This window comes from Pseudomonas sp. NPDC089530 (genome assembly GCF_050280705.1).
GTDB lineage: Bacteria > Pseudomonadota > Gammaproteobacteria > Pseudomonadales > Pseudomonadaceae > Aquipseudomonas.
The window spans coordinates 1-20,043 of sequence record NZ_JBNNVU010000009.1 but is presented as its reverse complement, the minus strand read 5'-3'; the positions used below and the strand labels follow the sequence as shown (position 1 = coordinate 20,043).

The 20,043-nt window shown below is 66.9% G+C and carries 20 protein-coding genes; 13 read left to right on the top strand and 7 right to left on the bottom strand.

All coding sequences use genetic code 11. From position 1 onward, the window contains the following. Positions 1-4: 4 nt before the first annotated feature. On the bottom strand, positions 5-886 hold the full coding sequence (locus ACQKQA_RS05580; RefSeq protein ID WP_427554359.1) for a LysR family transcriptional regulator: 882 nt from the start codon (positions 884-886) through the stop codon (positions 5-7). Positions 887-1,174: 288 nt separating this feature from the next. Here ACQKQA_RS05580 and ACQKQA_RS05575 point away from each other — a divergent pair, with 288 nt between their 5' ends. The 3 genes from ACQKQA_RS05575 (at position 1,175) to ACQKQA_RS05565 (ending at position 4,806) form a co-directional block, all read left to right on the top strand. Beyond that, the gene (locus ACQKQA_RS05575; RefSeq protein WP_427554357.1) at positions 1,175-2,500 is read left to right on the top strand and encodes an MFS transporter; all 1,326 of its coding nucleotides are present in this window, start codon (positions 1,175-1,177) and stop codon (positions 2,498-2,500) included. A gap of 80 nt (positions 2,501-2,580) precedes the next feature. Continuing rightward, the gene (locus ACQKQA_RS05570; RefSeq protein ID WP_427554514.1) at positions 2,581-3,978 is read left to right on the top strand and encodes an FAD-dependent oxidoreductase; all 1,398 of its coding nucleotides are present in this window, start codon (positions 2,581-2,583) and stop codon (positions 3,976-3,978) included. A 120-nt stretch (positions 3,979-4,098) separates the two neighbouring features. Further along, positions 4,099-4,806, top strand: a complete 708-nt coding sequence (locus ACQKQA_RS05565; protein ID WP_427554355.1) for a YebC/PmpR family DNA-binding transcriptional regulator — start codon at positions 4,099-4,101, stop codon at positions 4,804-4,806. 87 nt (positions 4,807-4,893) lie between these two features. On the opposite strand, the gene ACQKQA_RS05560 is transcribed toward ACQKQA_RS05565, so the two are convergent. After that, positions 4,894-6,207, bottom strand: coding sequence for a leucine-rich repeat-containing protein kinase family protein (locus ACQKQA_RS05560; RefSeq protein WP_427554353.1), 1,314 nt, complete (start codon positions 6,205-6,207; stop codon positions 4,894-4,896). 93 nt (positions 6,208-6,300) lie between these two features. After that, positions 6,301-7,434, bottom strand: a complete 1,134-nt coding sequence (gene zapE, locus ACQKQA_RS05555; RefSeq protein ID WP_427554351.1) for a cell division protein ZapE — start codon at positions 7,432-7,434, stop codon at positions 6,301-6,303. Between the two features lie 299 nt (positions 7,435-7,733). On the opposite strand from zapE, the gene ACQKQA_RS05550 reads away from it, so the two are divergent. The 7 genes from ACQKQA_RS05550 to ACQKQA_RS05520 all read left to right on the top strand — a co-directional run bounded on the left by ACQKQA_RS05550 (position 7,734) and on the right by ACQKQA_RS05520 (position 14,236). Then, positions 7,734-8,228, top strand: a complete 495-nt coding sequence (locus ACQKQA_RS05550) for a Csu type fimbrial protein (RefSeq protein WP_427554513.1) — start codon at positions 7,734-7,736, stop codon at positions 8,226-8,228. Positions 8,229-8,309: 81 nt separating this feature from the next. Continuing rightward, on the top strand, positions 8,310-8,849 hold the full coding sequence (locus tag ACQKQA_RS05545; RefSeq protein WP_427554349.1) for a Csu type fimbrial protein: 540 nt from the start codon (positions 8,310-8,312) through the stop codon (positions 8,847-8,849). Positions 8,850-8,868: 19 nt separating this feature from the next. Then, positions 8,869-9,405 (top strand): Csu type fimbrial protein, encoded by a 537-nt coding sequence (locus tag ACQKQA_RS05540; protein WP_427554347.1) that lies wholly within the window; start codon positions 8,869-8,871, stop codon positions 9,403-9,405. A 5-nt stretch (positions 9,406-9,410) separates the two neighbouring features. Further along, on the top strand, positions 9,411-9,911 hold the full coding sequence (locus ACQKQA_RS05535) for a Csu type fimbrial protein (protein WP_427554345.1): 501 nt from the start codon (positions 9,411-9,413) through the stop codon (positions 9,909-9,911). A 26-nt stretch (positions 9,912-9,937) separates the two neighbouring features. Next, complete coding sequence (locus tag ACQKQA_RS05530; protein ID WP_427554343.1) at positions 9,938-10,729, top strand: fimbrial biogenesis chaperone; 792 nt, start codon at positions 9,938-9,940, stop codon at positions 10,727-10,729. A gap of 130 nt (positions 10,730-10,859) precedes the next feature. After that, positions 10,860-13,217 (top strand): fimbria/pilus outer membrane usher protein, encoded by a 2,358-nt coding sequence (locus ACQKQA_RS05525; RefSeq protein WP_427554341.1) that lies wholly within the window; start codon positions 10,860-10,862, stop codon positions 13,215-13,217. 32 nt (positions 13,218-13,249) lie between these two features. Further along, positions 13,250-14,236 carry a Csu type fimbrial protein gene (locus ACQKQA_RS05520; protein WP_427554339.1) on the top strand — a complete coding sequence of 329 codons (987 nt, stop codon included), beginning with the start codon at positions 13,250-13,252 and terminating at the stop codon, positions 14,234-14,236. A 118-nt stretch (positions 14,237-14,354) separates the two neighbouring features. Here ACQKQA_RS05520 and ACQKQA_RS05515 read toward each other — a convergent pair whose 3' ends face one another. Beyond that, positions 14,355-15,107, bottom strand: a complete 753-nt coding sequence (locus tag ACQKQA_RS05515) for an anti-sigma factor family protein (protein ID WP_427554337.1) — start codon at positions 15,105-15,107, stop codon at positions 14,355-14,357. Next, the gene (locus tag ACQKQA_RS05510) at positions 15,104-15,610 is read right to left on the bottom strand and encodes a sigma-70 family RNA polymerase sigma factor (RefSeq protein WP_427554335.1); all 507 of its coding nucleotides are present in this window, start codon (positions 15,608-15,610) and stop codon (positions 15,104-15,106) included. The genes ACQKQA_RS05515 and ACQKQA_RS05510 overlap by 4 nt, the downstream gene beginning before the upstream one ends. Before the next feature lie 187 nt (positions 15,611-15,797). Here ACQKQA_RS05510 and ACQKQA_RS05505 point away from each other — a divergent pair, with 187 nt between their 5' ends. Continuing rightward, positions 15,798-16,883, top strand: coding sequence for a catalase family peroxidase (locus ACQKQA_RS05505; RefSeq protein WP_427554333.1), 1,086 nt, complete (start codon positions 15,798-15,800; stop codon positions 16,881-16,883). Then, positions 16,880-17,419 carry a cytochrome b gene (locus ACQKQA_RS05500; RefSeq protein ID WP_427554331.1) on the top strand — a complete coding sequence of 180 codons (540 nt, stop codon included), beginning with the start codon at positions 16,880-16,882 and terminating at the stop codon, positions 17,417-17,419. Before ACQKQA_RS05505 ends, ACQKQA_RS05500 begins: the two co-directional genes overlap by 4 nt. Before the next feature lie 22 nt (positions 17,420-17,441). Here the strand turns inward: ACQKQA_RS05500 and ACQKQA_RS05495 are convergent, their stop codons facing one another. Beyond that, positions 17,442-18,629, bottom strand: coding sequence for an MFS transporter (locus ACQKQA_RS05495; protein ID WP_427554329.1), 1,188 nt, complete (start codon positions 18,627-18,629; stop codon positions 17,442-17,444). A 97-nt stretch (positions 18,630-18,726) separates the two neighbouring features. Here ACQKQA_RS05495 and ACQKQA_RS05490 point away from each other — a divergent pair, with 97 nt between their 5' ends. Beyond that, positions 18,727-19,173: a winged helix-turn-helix transcriptional regulator gene (locus ACQKQA_RS05490; protein ID WP_427554327.1), complete on the top strand. Its 447-nt coding sequence runs from the start codon at positions 18,727-18,729 to the stop codon at positions 19,171-19,173. A gap of 39 nt (positions 19,174-19,212) precedes the next feature. Here ACQKQA_RS05490 and ACQKQA_RS05485 read toward each other — a convergent pair. Continuing rightward, on the bottom strand, positions 19,213-20,043 hold an 831-nt coding region (locus tag ACQKQA_RS05485; RefSeq protein ID WP_427554325.1), incomplete at its 5' end, for a M14 family metallopeptidase.

The window sequence follows — 20,043 nt, the reverse complement described above, 5'->3', positions numbered from 1 at the left end:
GGCCCTAGCGAGGTTCACCCAGGCTCTGGCGGACCATATCGAGAAAGGTCGCCACCACCCGCCGCGAACTCTGTTCGCGCAGGCAGACCAGGGTTTCCGTCAGGCGCCGTTCGCAGTCGAGGATCGGCAGGGCGCAGACCCGCGAGTCGGCGCCGAACTCGGCGGCGGACACCACCCCCACACCGATCCCCACCACCACCGCTTCGCGGGCGGCTTCGCGCCCCTCGACCTGGATCGCCGGGCGGATGCGCAAGCCGGCCCGGGCCATTTCTTCCTCCAGGGTCTGCCGGGTCACCGAGCCGACTTCGCGCAGCACCAGCGGCGTGTCGTCCAGGTCCTCAAGGCAGATCGACTCGCGACCCGCCCAGGGGTGGTGGCGCGAAACGAACGCCACCATCGGATCGTTGCGCAGGGGCACACAGAGCAGGCGTTCGTCGCTGACATCGCGCCCGAGCAGGGCCAGGTCGGCCTGGTAATTGAACAGGCGCAGCAGCGACTCGTCGGTGTTGCCGGTTTCGATCTTCACGCTGATGCCCGGGTAGCGCTCGCAGAAGCGGGCGATCTGCGGCAGCACATGCACCGGCGCGTCCACGGCGAGGACCAGGCTGCCGGTCTGCAGGGCCTGGGAGGCCTGCAGCAGTTCCTGGGCCTCGGCTTCGACGACGAACAGGCGCTGGGTGATGGCCAGCAGGCGTTCGCCCAGGTCGGTCAGGCGCACCGAGCGTTTGTTGCGATGGAACAGCTGCACGCCGAAGCGTTCTTCGAGTTTGCGCACCTGGTCGGAGATCGCCGGCTGGGTGAGGTACAGCCGTTCGGCGGCACGGGTAAAGCTGCCGTGCTGGGCCACGGCATGGAAGGCCTTGAGCTGAGCGTGGGAAACCGACATCGCCGGACCTCTGGAAAGCTGAGCTTATATTTGAAATACGATAAATCGATTTTACTTATTAATCCGTAATTGTTTCCATCGCCGCAAGCCGCTGACAGGTCGTTCGACCGCCAGCCGGCCCTGAGCTTGTGCGTGCGCAGCGACTCCCGCGAACAGGGAAGCCACAGGACTCATCTGACCAGTATCGCCCCCTGAAAAAGGGCGGCACTGCAGTGCTCAACAATAAAAAACACAGGCGTTTTCCCCCCAATTCTGCCGGCACACTCACACCCTGAGGTCAGAACCACAATGAACAAGCAGATCGGCACCATCAAACGTTGGCGCGTGCAGATTTTCGTCGTCACCTGGCTCGCCTACGCCGCTTTCTACTTCACTCGCAAAGCCTTTTCCGTGGCCAAACTGGGGATCGCCGACGATCCCGGTTTCCATCTGGACAAGATGGCCATGGCCAACCTCGACGCCATCTATCTGGCGGCCTACGCGGTCGGCCAGTTCACCTGGGGCATGCTCGCCGACCGCTTCGGCCCGCGGGTGGTGGTCCTCGGCGGCCTGCTGATCTCCGCCGCAGCGGCGCTGGTCATGGGCAGCTTCGCCACGCTGCCGATCTTCGCCACCTGCATGCTGGTCCAGGGGCTGGCGCAGTCCACCGGCTGGTCGGGACTGTGCAAGAACATCGGCAGTTTCTTCCCGGCGGAGCAGCGCGGCCGGGTGCTGGGGCTGTGGAGTTCCTGCTATGCCTTCGGCGGCCTGGTGGCCTCGCCCTTCGCCGGCTGGTGGGCCTACACGGCGATCGGCAGCTGGCACGCGGCCTTTGTTTCCAGCGCCGTGGTGGTCGGCCTGGTGGCGCTGCTGTTCTTTATCTTCCAGCGCAACAAACCGCAGGACGTGGGCCTGCCGGCGGTGGACCCGGAACCTGAACCGAGTGCCGAACAAGCGGCGGCGCAGGGTCGGTTCAGCGTCTGGGAACCGTTGCGGGAGATTTTGCGCAACCGCACGGTGCTGACCCTGGGTTTCGCCTACTTCCTGTTGAAGCCGGCGCGTTACGCGATCCTGCTCTGGGGCCCGGTGATCGTCTATGAACAGATGCCCTCGGTGGGCAAGGTCGGCGCGGCCATCGTGCCCACCGCCTTCGAGCTGGCCGGGCTGCTGGGGCCGATCATGATCGGCCTGGCGTCGGACAAGCTGTTCGGCGCGCGGCGCATGCCGGCCTGCGTGCTCAGCCTGCTGGCGCTGACCGTGGCCCTGGCGCTGTTCATGGGCGCGCTGCACACCGGCAGCGTGTGGCTGGTGGTGGCGTTGCTGTTTGTCATGGGCCTGACCCTGTACGGGCCGGACTCGATGATCAGCGGCGCGGCGGCCATCGACTTCGGCACCGCCAAGGCCGGCGCCACCGCCGCCGGTTTCGTCAATGGCTGCGGCTCGGTGGGGGCGATTCTCGGTGGCCTGCTGCCGGGTTACTTCGACACCGTCACCGTATTCCTGGTCTTCGCCAGTTGTGCGCTGTTCTCGGCACTGGTGCTGATCCCGCACTGGAACAGCCGCCCGGCCGGCCTTGAAGCCTGCTGTGCCTTCGTCCCCAACCGGCCCATGCGCGTCAAGCCGCTGCGCGGCTGAGCCCGTCTTTAGCCATCGCGCCCGCCAGCCCGCTGTCGTTTTGCCGACGGCGGGCCGGAACCGGGCGCCCCGAACGAGAAATCCCCATGAGACCCTTCTGGCTGGAACAGGCGCTGAACAGCGAACGCGCCGCGGATTGCCCGCCGCTGCAAGGCGATACCAGCGCCGACGTGTGCATCGTCGGCGGCGGCTACACCGGGCTGTGGACCGCGATTCAACTCAAGGAACAGGACCCGCGACTGGACGTGGTACTGATCGAGGCGGACATCTGCGGGGCCGGCGCCAGCGGGCGCAACGGCGGTTGCGCGCTGTCCTGGTCGGCCAAGTACTTCACCCTCGAACGGCTGTTCGGCGTCGAGGAGGCGGTGCGTCTGGTCAAGGAGTCCGAGCAGAGCATCCGGGCCATCGGCACCTTCTGTGAACGCTACGGGATCGACGCCGAGTACCGTCCCGACGGCACGCTCTACACCGCCACCAACCCGGCCCAGTGCGGCGCTACCGATGGGGTGATCGCCGCGCTGGAGCGCCAGGGCATCCATTCCTTCGAGAAGCGCCCGCTGGTGGATGTGCAACGCCTGGCCGGTTCCACCCGGCACCTGGACGGCTGGTTTTCGCCGGCGGCCGCCAGCGTGCAGCCGGGCAAGCTGGTGCGTGGCCTGCGCCGCGTGGCCCTGCAATTGGGGATACGCATGTTCGAGAACACCGCGATGAGCGCAATGGAGGAGGGCGTACCGGTGTCGGTCCACACCCCGGGCGGGCGGGTCCGGGCGCGGCAGCTGGTGCTGGCGATGAACGCCTGGATGGCCCGGGCCTTTCCGCGTTTCGAGCGCAGCGTGGCGATCGTTTCCAGCGACATGCTGATCACCGAACCGCGCCCCGAGCTGCTCAAGTCGATCGGCCTGACCAGCGGCGTCACCGTGCTCGATTCGCGGATCTTCGTGCATTACTACCGCAACACCCCGGACGGCCGGATCATGCTCGGCAAGGGTGGCAACACCTTCGCCTATGGCGGGCGCATGCTGCCGGTGTTCGACCAGCCGTCGCCCTATGCCGGCCTGCTGCGCCGCAGCCTGGGGGAGTTCTTTCCAGCCTTCGCCGAGGTGCCGGTGGCGGCGACCTGGAACGGGCCGTCCGACCGTTCGGTCACCGGCCTGCCGTTCTTCGGCCGGATGAGCGCCAGCGGCAATGTGTTCTACGGTTTCGGTTACTCCGGCAGCGGCGTCGGCCCCTGCCACATGGGCGGGCAGATCCTCGCGTCGCTGGTGCTGGGCCTGGACAATCCCTGGACCCGTTCGCCGCTGGTCAACGGCCCCCTGGGGTACTTTCCGCCGGAACCGCTGCGCTACCTGGGGTCGTTGCTGGTGCGCAATGCCATTCGCCGCAAGGAGCGGGCCGAGGATCGCGGGTGTCGGCCGCGGCACCTGGACGTGCGCCTGGCCCGCCTGGCCGCGGCGGCGGGCAAGGCCGACAAGGGCTGAGGGGCGAGGCAGGTGGTCGCGGATCTGACTTTTTGGTCGATTGGTGGCTTCAGGCCGTATAAACTTGCCCATCGCGTCGGCCACATCCAACTCGACGCCACAGATCAAAGAGAGTGAGTAATGGGCGCACAGTGGAAGGTTAAACACAAAGAAGCGGCAGCCAACGCCAAGGGCAAGATCTTCGGCAAGCTGGTCAAGGAGATCACCATTGCTGCCCGCAACGGCGCAGACGTCGCCACCAATGCGCACCTGCGCCTGGTCGTGGAACAGGCGAAGAAGGCTTCGATGCCCCGCGAGACCCTGGAGCGCGCGATCAAGAAAGGTTCCGGCCAGCTCGGCGAGACCGTGCAGTACCACCGCGTGACCTACGAAGGTTTCGCCCCGCACCAGGTGCCGCTGATCATCGAGTGCCTGACCGACAACATCAACCGCACCGTCGCGGAAATCCGCGTGGCCTTCCGCAAGGGCCAACTGGGCGCGTCGGGTTCGGTGTCCTGGGACTTCAACCATGTCGGCATGATCGAAGCTTCGCCGGACAGCCCGGACGCCGATCCGGAACTGGCGGCCATCGAAGCCGGCGCCCAGGATTTCGAGCCGGGGGAAGAAGAGGGTTCGACCCTGTTCCTGACCGAGCCCGCCGACCTCGATGCCGTGCAGAAAGCCCTGCCCGAGCACGGCTTCACCGTGCTGTCGGCCAAGCTCGGCTACCAGCCGAAGAACCCGGTCACTGGCCTGTCCGATGAGCAGATGGCGGAAGTCGAAGCCTTCCTCGAAGGCCTGGACAACCATGACGATGTGCAGGACATGTTCGTCGGCCTGGCGGGCTGAGCCCTAGCCTGAGGATCGCGTGACCCGAGCGATCTTTCGCAAGCCAGTGAGCTCCCGCAGGAGCGAGCTGGCTCGCGATGTTCTTCTTCAAAGCCCCTGCAATACCTCTAGCACTTCGGCAAACCCCGGTCGCGCCAGCACCTGGGGCTGACAGCAGTCGCCGACCAGTGCCCCCAGGCGTTCGCGCCGCCCTGGGTTCAAGCCCGTCTCGATCCGCTCCAGCAACTCTTCCAGCAGAATGCCGAAGGCCCGCACTTCGATGCGTTGCAGCGCCCGGGTTTCCTCGGTGTCGGCGAGGGCATGGAAGGACGCCGCGCCAAAATCCCCCAGCAGGCAATCGCCCTCCGGGTTCCACAGGATGTTATGGCCATACAGGTCGCCGTGGGTGATGCCCTGGTGGTGCAGGTGCGCGCCGACCGAGGCGATGCCACGGGCCAGGCGCAAGGCCGCGTCGGCACTGAAACGGGTGCTGTCCTCGTAAACATCCCGGGTGCAGGACGCCAGGCTCGGCAGGGCCGCCAGGTTGCGGTAGCTCGGCTCGATCAACTGCATCACCAGGCCGTTCTGCGCCTCGGGATGCCCGCTGATCCGGCCTTCGACCCGGATCAGGTTCGGGTGCCGGCCGGCGCTGATGCAGGCGTTCATTTCATGCAGCGGCGAGCCGTCGCTGGTCATGTCGCCCTTGTACAGCTTGACCGCCACCGCGACGGGTGTTTGCCCGGGCCGCTGCCACAGGGCCTGGTGAATCACTCCGGAAGCACCTTCGCCCAGGCGCTGCTGCAGCTGCAGCTCGGCCCAGGGAATGTTCGCCACCGACTCCAGCGCCGCGGCGTCGGCCTCGGATTCCAGGGGGTTGCCGGCATAGGCCAGCCAGGTCAGGCGCGGCAGGTCCAGCAGGAAGGGCGGCAGTTCGGTGAGCAGGTTGGCGGCGATGCGGATCAGCTCCAGCCGATGGCACTGGCCAAGGCTTGGGGGCAGCCGGGTCAGGCGGTTGCCGGCGAGCATCAGCTTTTGCAGGTGCGGGCGCTGGCCCAGCTCGTCCGGCAGTTCTTCGATGCAGTTGTCGGTGAGGATCAGCCAGCGCAGCAGCGGCGGCAGGGCGGCGGCGGGCACCTTGACGATACGGTTGGCCTTGAAGCCGATCATGCTCAGTTGGGGGCACTGGCCGACACAGGCGGGCAATTCCGTGAAGCGGTTGTCGGAGCAGAACAGCACCCGCAGCCGGGTCAGGCGGTGCAGGTCGTCCGGCAGGCTGCTCAGGGCATTGCCGCTGAGGTTGAGGATTTCCAGCGAGTCCGCCAGGTCGAAGATTTCCCGGGGAAATTCCGTCAGCCCGCAAGACAGGTCCAGACGCTTGAGCCCGGCCAGTTGGCCGGCCCGCAGTTGGGCAAGGGTATCCATGAACAGATTCGACACTCGGACAGGAGGAGGGCCCAGGGCCCTGGAAATGCGCGCCATGATAGCGGCACGAGGCGGCGGCTGGCGACCGCGGGTTCAGGCTGGCGGCGTATCCGCGGCAATTTCCTGCAACTGGCCCAGGCGGCTGCGGGTGCGCGCCAGGTCGATGGCGTTGCCGCCCAGGCTCTCGCGCAGGGGCTGTTCGCCGATCAGGGTGAGGTGTTTGTCCTGGTCGTAGAGCACGTCGATCAGATGGATGAAGCGCTGCTGCACGGCGATCGGGCAGTCGCCCAGTGGCGGCAGTTCGTCGATGACCCAATGGTCGAAACGCCGGCTCAGTTCCAGGTAGTCCATGACCGCGGTGGGTTGTTCGCACAGGTCGCCGAAGGCAAAGCCCACGGTGCGCTGCTCGCACAGCTGGGCCTGGAGCTGGCGCGCGCCGACCATCAGCGGCGCGGTCGGGGCGTTGCGCTGGGGCAGGCGCCAGTGCCGGCGCTGCTGCTCGCTGCCGGGCCAGAGGTAACGACCCTGGGTGAACAGCTGTTGCGAATGGCTGCGCGGCTGGCTGCGGTAATCGTGGGGGCCGCCGACCTCCATCACCAGCATCCGGCTGCCGATCAGGTCGATCACCGGCTTGAAGCGCGCGTGATAGAGCGGGTTGGGCAACAGGCCCTGGGGCGGGTAGTTGGAGGTCACCAGCAGCAGGATGCCGCGCTGGAACAGGGCCTGGAACAGCCGCGTGATCAACATCGCGTCGCCGATGTCGTGGACGTGGAACTCGTCGAAACACAGCACGCGGCAGCGGCTGAGCAACTCGTCGAGGGTGGCTTCCAGGGCGTCGGGCTGTTCGCGGTGGCGGAACATGCCCTGGTGCAGCTGGGCAAAGAAGTCGTGGAAGTGCAGGCGCTGTTTTTCGGCCAGGGGAATGGCCCGGAAAAAGCCGTCCAGCAGCCAGCTTTTGCCCCGTCCCACTGCACCGTAGAGGTACAGGCTGCGGCTGGCGTCTCCCTGGAGCAGGGCGTTGGCCTGCTGGACCATGCAGTCGATCACCCGCTGCTGGCTATGGCTCAGGGTGTAACCCTGGTCATGGGCCTTGTGCCGGAAGTACTCATGAATCGCTTGGCCGTGGCGGGTGCTGGCGACGGGCCGGGCGAAGGCTCTGGCGAACCAGGCGCGCAGCCTTGGCCAGCGCGATGGACGTAGCGAACGGTTTGGCGGTAAAGCGGCCAATGGTGTCACCCCGATGGTTCCAGGCCCGCTCCCCCCTGGAACCGGCGCGGTAATTTAACCAATCCCCGGCCTGGCATCCAGCGCTGTCTGACGGCGCTGGCCGGTTCTATCAAGGCTCGGCTGCATGGCGTTTTTACCCGGGACGCAGGCGCGGCGTACGGCAGGGTGGTGGTTTCAGGGTGAGGCAATTTGCCAGCGCTGCTGGCGATTTCCCCGGTGCTGGCTAACCTGAGCTGTACCTATCGTTCCTCAAAAGGATTGAGGCGTTGAATGGCAAGCGGGTTTTCGCAGTCGTGAGCATGCTGCTTGGTGTGAGCGCATGGGCCGCGGAGCTCCAGGTGGAGGTCCGGGTCAACGTGCTGCGTGGCTGTCAGTTGGTCGGAGCACAGCGCGACGCCAGCATCGAACAACTGGGTGTGCTGGATTTCGGTAGCGGCCCGCGTCTGGATAATCCTGCCGGTCCCCTCGGCGCGGCGCTGCTTGACAGCCGCCTGCCCAGGCTCGAATGCAACCCGGATACCCCTTATCAACTGCGCGTCGACGGCGGGCTGCACGGCGGCGTCGGCGAAGTGCGCTATCTGGCCGGCAGCGCCGAACACAGTAAACCCATTCCGTATCGCCTGTATCGGGACGCGGCCCGGCGCATTCCGCTGCCGGTGAATGTGCCGGTGAGCGGCCGGGTGCCGGACTCGGGCTCGGTGGACCTGCCGTTGTACGGGCGGATCGAGCCACTGGCCGAGATCCCGCGGGTCAGTGGTTATTCCGATCTGCTGAAGGTGACGGTCACCTGGTAATGGCTGTGCGCGAATGAGTACAAGGAGGCCATTCACCACGAGCGGCCAGAGTGAGGACCCGATGGATCGAGGAGGGCAGCGATGAGGATCGGAAACCGGGCGCTGGCGGCCCTGGGTTCGTTGCTTCTGCTGGCTGAGGGCGCGCAAGCGGCGATCAGCGGGCAGATCCAGGCGCGGCTGGTCATCAGCGCCAGCTGCGAAGTGACCCATGGAGGGAGCAACGTACCCGAGAGCTCGCTGGGCAATTTCGGCCTGCTGGATTTCGGCCAGCACGGCCCGACCTGGAACGCCCCACTGAGCGCCAGCATCAGCGGCAGTGGCGGCGGTCGGCTGGGGGTGGCCTGCAACCCTTCGGTGACCGGTTTCACCGTGACCATCAACGGTGGCCTCAATGGCGACGGCAACACCCGCCGCCTGAGCAATGGCAGCCGGACCATTCCTTATCGGCTGTTCCTCGATGCCTCCCGCAGCGACAGCTACAGCATCGGCCAGCAGCACAATTTCGCCGTTACCAGTGGAGCCCAGGTACCGATCCCGGTGTTTGGCTCGGTGGTCGCGAACACCAGGGCGCTACCGGCGGGGGTCTACACCGACACCCTGACGGTCACGCTGGATTGGTAAACCACAGAGGACGAATGTCATGCACATGCTTGTATCCCGGATCGCCCTGTCACTGCTGGGCCTGGCGCTGTTCTCCAGCGCTCAGGCCGCCACCACAGTCACCGGCCAGATCACGGCCAGCCTGATTCTCACCAGCAGTTGCCAGGTCAACGGGGCGAGCGGCAGCAGCGGCCTGAACTTCGGTGCCCTGAACTTCGGCACCACCGACAGCCTGTTCACCCAGGCCACGGCCCAAGTGCTCGGCGGTGGCGGCGGGGCCTTGTCGATCCTCTGTTCCAGCGGCACCAGCCCGGTGGTGAAAGTCCGCGCGGGCACCCATGACGGCCAGTCCGCCGGCGGCAGCCGGGCCCTGGCCGACGGCAGCGGCCATTTCGTGCCTTATGACCTGTACACCGATGCCGGCCATTCGCAGCTTCTGGCAATCGACGATGTCATCAACCTGGCCACCAGCACCGGGGTGGCGCAGACCGTGAACATCTACGGCAAGGCGGTCGGCAAGGCCGGCCTGCCGGCGGGCACCTACACCGATACCGTCGCCGTCGAACTGACCTTCTAAAGGCCATGGCCCGTCACGCTTGCGCGGCGCTGGTGCTGCTGGGGGCGGGCAGCCTGCCGCTGCCCCTGGCGGCCGTCACCAGCCAGAGCTTCCAGGTCAGCGCCACAGTGGTCGCCGGGTGCCTGGTGGTGGGCGGGGTGAGCAATTACGGCAACCTGAACTTCGGCAGCCAGTCGGCGCTGTCCACCAGCACGCTGCAGGTCGCCCTGACGAGTGGCGTACAGCTGCAATGCACGCCGGGGGTGACCCTGAACATGAGCGTCGACGGCGGCCAGTACAACAGCAGCGGACGGCATATGCAGCTCAATGGCGGCAGCGCGCAGGTGGCGTACCAGCTGTTTCGCGACGCGGGGTTCAGCCAGAGCCTGGGCATCAGCCAGACCGTGGCGGTGTCTTATAGCGACGCCAATAACATCAGCCTGCCGATCTACGGCCAGGTGCAATTGCCGGGCAACCAGCCTGGGGGGACATACAGCGACGTGTTGCAGGTGCAGCTGTCGTGGTGATGGGCAAGACCATAAGGAGCAGCGGTATGTATTCGACTTCCCGGAGTTGGGCGGCCGTTCGTTGTGCCGTGCTGGCCATGGCGTTGCTGGGGACGGTCAAGGCCGGCGCTGCCAGTTCGGTGCTGATCTGGCCGATCGACCCGGTGCTGGAGGCCGACCAGCAGGCCAGTGCGTTGTGGCTGGAGAACCGTGGCACGGAAACCGCGAACCTGCAGGTCCGGGTGTTCGCCTGGAGCCAGAGCGGCTTCGAGGACCAGTACCAGAACCAGCGGGATGTGATCGGCAGCCCGCCGGTGGCGAAGATCGCCCCCGGGCAGAGGCAACTGGTGCGCCTGACCCGCACCCGCGACATACCGCCCGGCCAGGAGCTGGCCTACCGGATCATCATCGATGAAATCCCTTCGCCCCAACCGCCCACCGTCGAAGCCGGCGGCAAGACGGCGGCCGCCATCCGTTTCCAGATGCGCTATTCGGTGCCGCTGTTCGCCTACGGTGCCGGGCTCTGGAGCAAGGAAGACAGCACCCGCCAGCGTGACCCGAAAAGCGCCGGCGTGCCCGAGCTGAGCTGGCGCAAGGTGGCGGTGGACGGGCGCAATTATGTCGAGGTGCGCAACCAGGGCGCGGTGCATGCGCGGCTGACCGACGTGGGGTTCAAGCAGGCGGGGCAGACCCGGCCGCTGGTGGAAGGGCTGCTGGGCTATGTGCTGCCGGGGGCGATCATGCGCTGGCCGTTGCCCGCTGCGCCGGCGGCGGACGCGGCGTTGCAGGTGCGGGTCAATGGTGCGCCGCAGGTGCAGAACGTTGCGCCGGCCCGCTGAAGCGGTCCGCCACGGCGGGCAGGCGGGGTGCCGGGGTGGCCCGTCGCTCCGCGATTCAGGCTGACCGGTACCGGGGGGAGCAGCTGCTGGCCATGGAAGAAAGAGGTCCATCGATGGACGTAACGCCGTAATGAGCCTCGGCGCGGTTCGTCGTCTCTGGCGTCCGGGGTGGATGGTGAGCGGGCTGTGGGGCTGGATGCTGGTGTCCGGCAGCCTGGCCGGAGAACTGCCGCCGCCCCCCAGCGGCATGGAAGCGATCAGCGATGCGCAGCTGTTCCTGGAACTGGTGGTCAATCAGATGAATACCGGGCGGGTGATCGCCGTCGAGCAACGCGCCGGGCGCCTGTTCGTGCCGCTGCAGGCTCTGCAGGACACCGGCATGCAACTGCCCGCGGGGCTCGACACCCAGGTCGCCCTCGACAGCCTGCCTGGGCTGCACAGCGACTATGACAGCCAGGGCCAGCGCCTGTTGCTGGACGTGCCGCCGGAGTGGCTGCCGGAGCAGCGGGTGGGCAGTCGCCAGGCCTATCCGCGAACCCCGGCGCTGAGCAGTTTCGGCGCCTTGCTCAATTACGATCTGTACCTCAACGACACCGACGATGCCGGCACTTACCTCGCCGCCTGGAACGAAGTGCGGCTGTTCGACAGCTGGGGCACCTTGTCTAACACCGGCCAGTACCGGCACGCCTTTTCCGGCCTGGGCGACGGCACGCTGAACAACGGCTACCGGCGCTACGACACTACTTGGCGCTATTCCGACGACGAGCGCCTGCTGACCTACGAGGCCGGCGACCTGGTCAGCGGCGCCTTGCCCTGGAGCAACTCGGTGCGCCTGGGCGGCGTGCAGCTGTCCCGGGACTTCGCCGTGCGCCCGGACCTGGTGACCTATCCCTTGCCGCAGTTCGCCGGGGAGGCGGCGGTGCCGTCGTCGGTGGACCTGTTCATCAACGGCTACAAGTCCAGCAGCACCGAGCTGAAGCCAGGCCCCTACACCCTGACCAATATTCCGTTCATCAACGGCGCCGGCGAAGCGGTGGTGGTGACCACCGATGCCCTGGGGCGCCAGGTCTCCACCACCGTGCCGTTCTATGTCACCAGCAGCCTGCTGCAAAAGGGCCTGAGCGACTTCTCGGTGGCGGCCGGGACCCTGCGCCGGGACTACACGCAGGAGGATTTCAGCTACGGCCCCGGCGTCACCTCCGGCAGCCTGCGTTACGGGCTGAGCGACAGCCTGACCCTGGAAGGCCACGCTGAGGCCGCGCAGTCCCTGACCCTCGGCGGCCTGGGCGGCAATCTGCGGCTGGGCAACTTCGGGGTGCTCAACAGCGCGGTCAGCCAGAGCCGTTTCGACGGCCGGGGCGGGCAGCAGCTCAGCCTCGGTTATCAGTACAGCAGCCAGCGCTACAGCCTGTCCTACCAGCGCATGCAGCGCCGGGACGACTATGCCGACCTGACGGTGGTGGACAGCCCCTTCACCAGCCTCAGCCAGCGCAGCGAGCAACTGACCCTGAGCCTCAACCTCGAGCGCTACGGCAGCCTTGGCGTCGGTTATTTCGATGTGCGCGCGGCGGACGATTCGCGTACCCGCCTGCTCAACCTGACCTGGAGCAAGCCGCTGTGGCGCAGCAGCAGTTTCTACCTCTCGGCCAACCGCGAGATCGGCGACAGCAACTGGGCGGTCCAGGCCCAACTGGTGATTCCTTTCGACCTCTACGGCAGCCTGAGCCTCGGCAGCGAACGCAACAAGGACGGGCAAAGCCAGCAGCGGGTCAACTACAGCCGCGCGGTGCCGACCGACGGCGGCGTCGGCTTCAATCTCGGTTATGCCCAGGGCGATGCGCCGACCTATCGCCAGGCCGACCTGACCTGGCGCTTGCAGTCGGTGCAGATGCAGGCCGGGGTCTACGGTTCCAGCGAAGCCGAAACCCGCTGGGCCGATGCCAGCGGCTCGCTGGTGTGGATGGATCGCCAGGTGTTTGCCGCCAACCGTATCGATGATGCCTTCGTGGTGGTCAGTACCAGCGGCTACCGGGACATTCCGGTGCGCTATGAAAACCAGCTGGTGGGCCGCACTGACAAAAATGGCCATCTGCTGGTGCCCTGGAGCAGCGCCTATTACCGCGGCAAATACGAGATCGACCCGTTGAACTTGCCGGCCAACGTGCAGAGCCCGCAGGTCGAGCAGCGGATCGCGGTGCGCCGTGGCAGTGGCTATCTGGTGGAGTTCCCCCTGACTCGGATCGTCGCCGCCAGCGTGGTCCTGGTGGATGCGCAGAAGCAGGACCTGCCCCTGGGCAGCCTGGTGACCCACGAGCAGACCGGCGCCCAGGCCGTGGTGGGCTGGGACGGCCTGGTGTACCTGGAGAACCTGGCGCCGAACAACACCCTGCGGGTCAGCCTGGCCGATGGCCGCAGTTGCCAGGTGAGCTTTGCCCTGGAGCCGGAGCAGGAACAGGTGCCGCTGATCGGGCCGCTGGTGTGTCAGTGAGGGTTTATGAACGGAATCGGGAGCCGCTGAACATGGACAGGTTGCGTCGTTACTGGGGAGTGGGGCTGCTGTTGGCGCTGTTGTTGCCGGGGCAGGCCCATGCCCTGTGTTCGGTGGTCAGTACCTCGCCGGCGAGCTTCGGCACCCTCAGTTCGATCCTGGTGCGCACCACCTCGCAGCCGTCCTCCAGCACCAACGCCGGTCTGTCCTGCACCGGTTCGTTGGTGACCCTGATGGCCAACAACGACCATTTCTACGCCACCATCACCTCCTCGCAGAGCGGGTTGCTGGGGCCTACCGGGGATGTCATCGGCTACACGATCTATGGCGACAACAGCACTAACTATCCCATCACCCGCGGCGTACAGTTCGACTTCGCGCGCAACTCCATCGCCGACGCCCTGGGGTTGGTGGGTAGCCCGACGGTGCCCAAGACGGTGCCGATCTATCTGAGCAGCATCACTGGCAGCAATGTGGCTGCCGGTGTCTATACGGAAACCCTGAACATCGCCTGGAGCTGGAACTACTGCGCGGGGATCGGGGCGCTCGGGGCCTGCCTGGGGCGGGATATCGGCAGCGGCGTCGCCAACCTGACGGTCAACCTGACCGTGACCAACGATTGCCTGATCACCGCGCCCAACATCAACTTCGGCAGCGCGCCGGTGATCAGCGCCTTCGCCACCGTCAGCGGGCAGACCATCAGCCTCGCCTGCACCAAGGGCAGCGCCTACACCGTGGGCCTGGGCGACGGCCAGCAGGCCGTCAGCGTCGGCGGGCGCCGGCGCATGGTCTCGGCGGGCAACTACCTGGCCTACGACATCTTCAAGAGCGCCGGCACCACCCGCTGGGGCAGCGTCGGCGCGGCGCGGCGGGCCAGCTCCGACGCCGAGGTCAACCCGGGCAACGGCCTGGGCACCGGTAGCCAGGTGTTCAACTACAACGCCAAGATCTACACCGACCAGACCACGCCGCCGGCGGGGACCTATACCGACAATGTGGTGCTGGACGTGGGGTTCTGAAGGGAGATCGCGGTCGATGTAGCCGTTGCTGCAGGCTGCGATAGGCCGGGGTCGCGCTCGACACGCAGGACCCTCGACGGCCGCAAGCTCACCTCCGCTGCCTCGGCCTGCAGACCACTCAAAACGCCCGGGTATTCTGCAGCCGCTGCGCCGCCGGCGAGTTGGCCGGGCTGACCAGGGCGTAGTTGTAGCCGCTGTCGGACCAATACTCGGCCTGCAGCTCGCCGTCGCTGCGACTGCCCCGGGGCAGCAGGTAGTTTTTCGGTCCCGGCGGGCGGATGTAGAAGCTGACCTTGTGCCCACCCGGGTCCGCGTACAGCACCATCGCCGCCGGCCCTTGCTCGGTGCTCAGCAGGCGGCCGCTGATCACCTGGAACCCGGCGTCGCGCAAGTCCGGCAGGCGCTTGGCCTGGGTGAAGTAGCGGTCGAGCCAGGCCTGCATGACGCTGTCGCCCTGCACCTCGAGGTCGGCCGGAAGGATGCCTTGCTCGGCGAACAGGCGGTAGGCCTGCAGGGCGTCGGTCATCGGCAGCGCAGTGCTGGCCAGGGTCATCTCCCGGGCCTGCCAGCCGCTCAGGCCGCCGATGCCGAGGGCGAGCAACAGCAGCGCGGCACTGGCCAGGTGGCGGCGGGACTGGCGCTTGAGGCGCTGGCGAATCAGCGCCGGGTCCAGCTCCGGGTTGGCCGGTTGCCGCAGGGCGCCATCGAGGGCCGCTCGCAGTTGTTGCGCGTCCTGCTGCCAGGCCTGGACCTGGGCGGCGAGCTGCGGGTGGTGGCTCAGGTAGGTTTCCAGCAGGCGCCGGTCGCTCTCGTTGAGCTGATGATCGACGTAGGCGTGCAGGTCGCGTTCGCTGGGGGGCAGACTGATCATTTGAGTATCCGCAGGGAAGGGCTGGTGATTTCGCCGTCGCTGAGCTGGCGCAGGGATTGGCGCGCCCGGGACAGGCGCGACATCACGGTACCGATGGGCACCTCGAGGATCGCCGCGACTTCCTGGTAACTCAAGCCTTCCACCGAGACCCAGAGCAACAGCGCGCGCTGCTCTGCGGGCAAGCGGTCGAAGGCTTCCAGGGTCGATTGCGCGATCACGCTGCGCTCCACCGAAGGTTGGGCGTCGTCGCGCCCGGTAAAGAATTCCAGCATCCGCGCATAACGCCGTGAACGGCGGTGCGTGTCGAGAAACTGCCGGTAGAGAATGGCGAACAGCCAGGCCCGCAGGTCACCCTCGGGGCGCTTGTGGTTCCAGCTCGACAGCGCACGCTCCAGGCACGCCTGCACCAGGTCGTCGGCGCTGCTGGGCTGGCGGCTCAGGGACAGGGCGAAGCGCCGCAAGCGGGGGATGATTTCACGCAGCTGTTCGTCGATATCGTTCATGGGGTCCTGTGGGGCGGCGGTCGGTGGCTCATCTTCCAAGCCCATGTTGGGGGGCCACAGCCAGACGCCCGGCCGGGCAGATTATTCCCATGGCCGAAAAATAAATACCGGGGCCAGGGAATAACCTCGGCCGGGGTGCGTCTGACGGGTCCTTTCCGCTATCGGGCCCGGGGCCCTGGAGATATTCATGGTAGATCGCTCATCACCGCCCGGCCGGCCGCCCTTGAGCGCGGCCAGCCTGGGCCTGCGCCTGGCTGGGATCGGCCTGGTCGTCGCGGCGCTGGCCGGCGCCCTGGCCTATGTGCACGGCAGTTTCGATCCGCAGCGGCTGACCCCCAAGGCCCTGGTGGATGTGCTGGAGAACAACAACGGCGTGCATCCGGGGTTGCGTCGCAATCATGCCAAGGGCGTGTGCGTGATCGGTTACTTCGAGAGCAGCGGCGAGGCCCGGTCCTATTCCAGTGCCCAAGTGTTCAACGAAGCGCGGACCCCGGTGGTCGGGCGTTTCGCCTTGCCGCCCGGCAATCCCTATGCGCCTGATGGCAGCGTGCCGATCCGCAGCCTGGCCCTGGGTTTCACCCAGGCCGACGGCCAGCAATGGCGCACGGGGATGAACAGCATGCCGGTGTTCCCGGTGGGCACCCCCGAGGCGTTCTATCAGTTGCAGCAGGCCAGTGCGCCGGACCCGGCGACCGGCAAGCCGAACCCGGCCAGCCTGCAGGCCTTCTTCGCCGCGCATCCGGAAGCCATGCCGTTCCTGCAATGGATCAAGGGCGCCAGGCCTTCCGCCAGCTACGCCAGCGAAACCTATAACGGCATCAACGCGTTCTACCTGGTGAGCGCCAGCGGGCAGCGTCAGGCCGTGCGCTGGGGCGTGGTGCCGCTGACCCGGGACGCGCCCGGCGCAGTGGCGCCGCAGGACAGCGATTTCCTCGAAAAGGACTTGGTGCGGCGCCTGGCCGCAGGGCCGCTGCGCTGGCGCCTGGAGATCACCCTGGCCAAACCCGGCGACCCCACCGACGACGCCAGCAAGGCCTGGCCGAGCGAGCGCAGGGTGCTGAATGCCGGGACCCTGGTGCTGGAGCGCAGCCAGCCACAGAACACCGGCGAATGCCGCGACATCAACTACGACCCGCTGGTGCTGCCGAGCGGCATTGCCGCGTCCGACGACCCGCTGCTGGCGGCCCGTTCGGCGGCCTATGCCAGTTCCTATCTGCGTCGTACCAGTGAAGTCGGGCAACTGCCCGGCGCTGCCCAGGAGTCTCGCCCATGAACCGCCAACCGAAACATTTCGCCCCCCTGGCGCGCCTGCTGCACTGGCTGATGGCGCTGTTGATCCTGGCCATGCTGTTTATCGGCGCGGGCATGGTGGCCTCGGTGTCCGAGCGCCACCAATGGTTGATCCACCTGCACAAGCCGCTGGGCATCGCCATTCTGCTGCTGGTGATCGTGCGCCTGGTGGTGCGCTTCTCTACCCGGCAACCGCCCTTGCCGGCGGACCTGCCGGGCTGGCAGGTGCTGGCGGCCAAGGCTTCCCATGGGCTGCTGTACGCCTTGATGCTGATCCTGCCGCTGCTGGGCTGGGCGATGATCTCGGCGGCGGGCGATCCGGTGATGCTCGGCAGTGCGCTGCGCTTGCCATCGATCCTGCCGGCCGATGCCGGGTTGTTCGCCCTGCTGCGCAAGGCCCACGGTTTTCTCGCCTACCTGCTGTTCCTGACGGTGCTGCTGCACCTGGCGGCCGCGCTGTTCCATGGCTGGATACGCCGTGACGGCGTGCTGCAGAGCATGCTGCACGGCAGGGATTGAGCGGGACGACGTCGGCGCCGCATCAGGACTTGGCGCTCCACCACCAATACAGCAGCGCCACGGCATTGATCGTCGTCCCCAGCAGGCATACCCCGCTCCAGCCTGCCCAGGCATACATCGCGGTGGCGCCGATCGAACCGCTGGCGCTGCCGATCGAATAGAACAGCATGTAGCCTGCGGCCAGGCGGCTCTGGGCCTCAGGGCGGGTGGCGTAGATCAGGCTCTGGCTGGTGACGTGCAGCGCCTGCAGACCCAGGTCGAAGGCGATCACCCCCAACAGCAGGGCCCAGAGCGACGATTGGGTACCGGCGATCGGCAACCAGGAAACCAGCATCAGGCCCAGCGCCAGGCCGCTGGTCCACTGGCCCAGGCCACGGTCGGCCAGCCGCCCGGCCCGCGCCGCGCCCAGAGCCCCGGCCGCGCCGGCCAGGCCGAACAGGCCGACCTGGGTGTGGGACAGCGACAGCGGCGGGGCGCTCAGGGGCAGCACCATCGGGGTCCAGAGCACGGTGGCGGCGGCGAAGCTCAGCATTGCCAGCACGGCCCGGTCGCGCAGCACCTTTTCTTCCTGGAACAGGCTGAACAGCGAGCGCAGCAGTTGCCCGTAACGGTGCACGGCGGCGGGTTGCTCGACCTTGGGCAGCACCCGCCACAACAGCAGCGCCATCAGTAGCGTCAGCCCGGCGGACAGCAGGTACACCGAGCGCCAGCCGGCCAGGTCGGCCATGGTTCCGGACACCGTGCGCGCCAGCAGGATCCCCAACACGATGCCGCTGGTCACGCTGCCCACCACCTGGCCCCGTTCCCCGGGCGCGGCGAGGTTCGCGGCATAGGCCACCAGCACTTGGGTCACCACGGCGAGCAACCCGGTCAGGGCCATGCCCAGTAACAGCCAGGTGCTGTCCGCGGCCAGCGCCACCATCAGTAACGCGCCCACCGACAGCGCGGTCTGGCCGACGATCAGGCGCCGGCGGTTCAGCAGGTCCCCCAGCGGCACCAGGAACAGCAGGCCGAGGCTGTAGCCGATCTGGGTCAGGGTGATGACCAGGCCGATGGTCGCCGCCGGTATGTCCAGGCTCTGGGCCATGGCGTCGAGCAGGGGTTGGGCGAAATAGACATTGCCCACCGCCAGCCCGCAGGCCAGGGCAAACAGCAGTACTACCGGCGCGGTGAGGGTGGCGGGCGGCAAAGGGGCGATCGCGGCGGTCATGCTCGTCTCCATGAGATCTAGTTGTGTTATGAAACCAGTTGTACGGTAGTGAGGCTGGTTTTATATTGCAACTACTTTTCTGCCGCGAGTCTGCATCATGGTCAAACGCACAAGCCTGGAGGGCGCCGAATGCCCGGTGGCCCGTTCCCTGGACGCAATCGGCGACTGGTGGTCGCTGTTGATCGTCCGCGATGCCTTCGACGGCCTGCGTCGCTTCAGCGAGTTCCAGCGCAATCTGGGGATGGCCAAGAACATCCTCGCCGCGCGCCTGCGGACCCTGGTGGCGCACGGGATCTTCGAGGTGGTGCCGGCCTCGGACGGCAGTGCTTATCAGGAGTACGTGCTGACGGCGAAGGGCAACGGTCTGTTCAATCTGATCGTCGGCTTGCGGCAGTGGGGCGAGGCATATTTCTACGAGGCGGGGGAGACGCATTCGCTGATGGTCGACCGCGAGCAGGGGCAGCCGGTGCGGCCACTGGAATTGCGCTCGGCGGATGGGCGCCTGCTGGGGCCCGAGGATTGCCGGCGGGTGCCGGGGCAATAGGCGCTGGCCGCGGGTGCTCCCGCGGCCAGCGCAGGGCGATCAGCGCAGTACGCCGACCATGTCGGCCACGGTGCTGAGGACATCCTTGCCCAACTGCATCGAACGCTTGCCGGACCAGCCGGTAAGCGGGTTGGGGTTGTCGTCGTGGTCCTTGAACGGCATTTCCAGGGTCAGCGACAGGCAGTCGAACTTCTCGCCGACGGCGTTGCAGGCCAGGGTCATGTTGGCTTCGCCGGGTTTGTCCTTGGTGTAGCCGTGGGTGGTCTGGAAATCCCGGGTCTTGTGTTTCAGGTGGCTGCGGAAATGCTCTTCGAGCTTGGCCAGGCGCGGCGTGTAGCCCGGGTTGCCTTCGCAGCCGGCGGTGAACACATGGGGAATCTCCTCGTCGCCGTGCACGTCGAGGAACAGGTCGACGCCGTATTGCGCCATCTGCTGCTGGACGAACAGCACTTCCGGGCTGATTTCCTGGCTGGCGCTCTGCCAGGCGCGGTTCAGGTCCTGGCCCATGGCGTTGGTGCGCAGGTGGCCGTGGAAGGCGCCGTCGGGGTTCATGTTCGGCACCAGGTACAGGTCGGCGCTGGCCAGCAGCCGGTTCAGCTCGGCATCGTCGCGGTGCTGCAGACGTTCGATCACCCCCTCCATGAACCATTCGGCCATGTGCTCGCCGGGATGCTGCTGGGCGATGATCCACACCTTGCGCCGGCCTTCGCCGCCGCTGCCTTTGCGCAGCAACTGGATGTCACGGCCCTCGACGCTCTTGCCGGTGGCCAGCAACTCGGCGCCGGCCTTGTTCAGGGCCTGCTCGATCAGCCAGTCGTGCCGGCCGCGGCTGTAGGGTTCGAAGTAGGCGAACCAGGCGTGGGTCTGGGT

Bases quoted from the DNA above. Each gene is read 5' to 3' on its own strand.
- ACQKQA_RS05550 (WP_427554513.1), top strand. From the start codon at position 7,734: ATGCTGCTTGGTGTGAGCGCATGGGCCGCGGAGCTCCAGGTGGAGGTC.
- ACQKQA_RS05500 (WP_427554331.1), top strand. From the start codon at position 16,880: ATGAACCGCCAACCGAAACATTTCGCCCCCCTGGCGCGCCTGCTGCAC.
- ACQKQA_RS05515 (WP_427554337.1), bottom strand. From the start codon at position 15,107: ATGATCAGTCTGCCCCCCAGCGAACGCGACCTGCACGCCTACGTCGAT.
- ACQKQA_RS05525 (WP_427554341.1), top strand. From the start codon at position 10,860: ATGAGCCTCGGCGCGGTTCGTCGTCTCTGGCGTCCGGGGTGGATGGTG.
- ACQKQA_RS05565 (WP_427554355.1), top strand. From the start codon at position 4,099: ATGGGCGCACAGTGGAAGGTTAAACACAAAGAAGCGGCAGCCAACGCC.
- ACQKQA_RS05505 (WP_427554333.1), top strand. From the start codon at position 15,798: ATGGTAGATCGCTCATCACCGCCCGGCCGGCCGCCCTTGAGCGCGGCC.
- ACQKQA_RS05490 (WP_427554327.1), top strand. From the start codon at position 18,727: ATGGTCAAACGCACAAGCCTGGAGGGCGCCGAATGCCCGGTGGCCCGT.
- ACQKQA_RS05545 (WP_427554349.1), top strand. From the start codon at position 8,310: ATGAGGATCGGAAACCGGGCGCTGGCGGCCCTGGGTTCGTTGCTTCTG.
- ACQKQA_RS05510 (WP_427554335.1), bottom strand. From the start codon at position 15,610: ATGAACGATATCGACGAACAGCTGCGTGAAATCATCCCCCGCTTGCGG.
- ACQKQA_RS05580 (WP_427554359.1), bottom strand. From the start codon at position 886: ATGTCGGTTTCCCACGCTCAGCTCAAGGCCTTCCATGCCGTGGCCCAG.
- ACQKQA_RS05540 (WP_427554347.1), top strand. From the start codon at position 8,869: ATGCACATGCTTGTATCCCGGATCGCCCTGTCACTGCTGGGCCTGGCG.
- ACQKQA_RS05560 (WP_427554353.1), bottom strand. From the start codon at position 6,207: ATGGATACCCTTGCCCAACTGCGGGCCGGCCAACTGGCCGGGCTCAAG.
- ACQKQA_RS05495 (WP_427554329.1), bottom strand. From the start codon at position 18,629: ATGACCGCCGCGATCGCCCCTTTGCCGCCCGCCACCCTCACCGCGCCG.
- ACQKQA_RS05575 (WP_427554357.1), top strand. From the start codon at position 1,175: ATGAACAAGCAGATCGGCACCATCAAACGTTGGCGCGTGCAGATTTTC.
- ACQKQA_RS05535 (WP_427554345.1), top strand. From the start codon at position 9,411: ATGGCCCGTCACGCTTGCGCGGCGCTGGTGCTGCTGGGGGCGGGCAGC.
- ACQKQA_RS05530 (WP_427554343.1), top strand. From the start codon at position 9,938: ATGTATTCGACTTCCCGGAGTTGGGCGGCCGTTCGTTGTGCCGTGCTG.
- ACQKQA_RS05520 (WP_427554339.1), top strand. From the start codon at position 13,250: ATGGACAGGTTGCGTCGTTACTGGGGAGTGGGGCTGCTGTTGGCGCTG.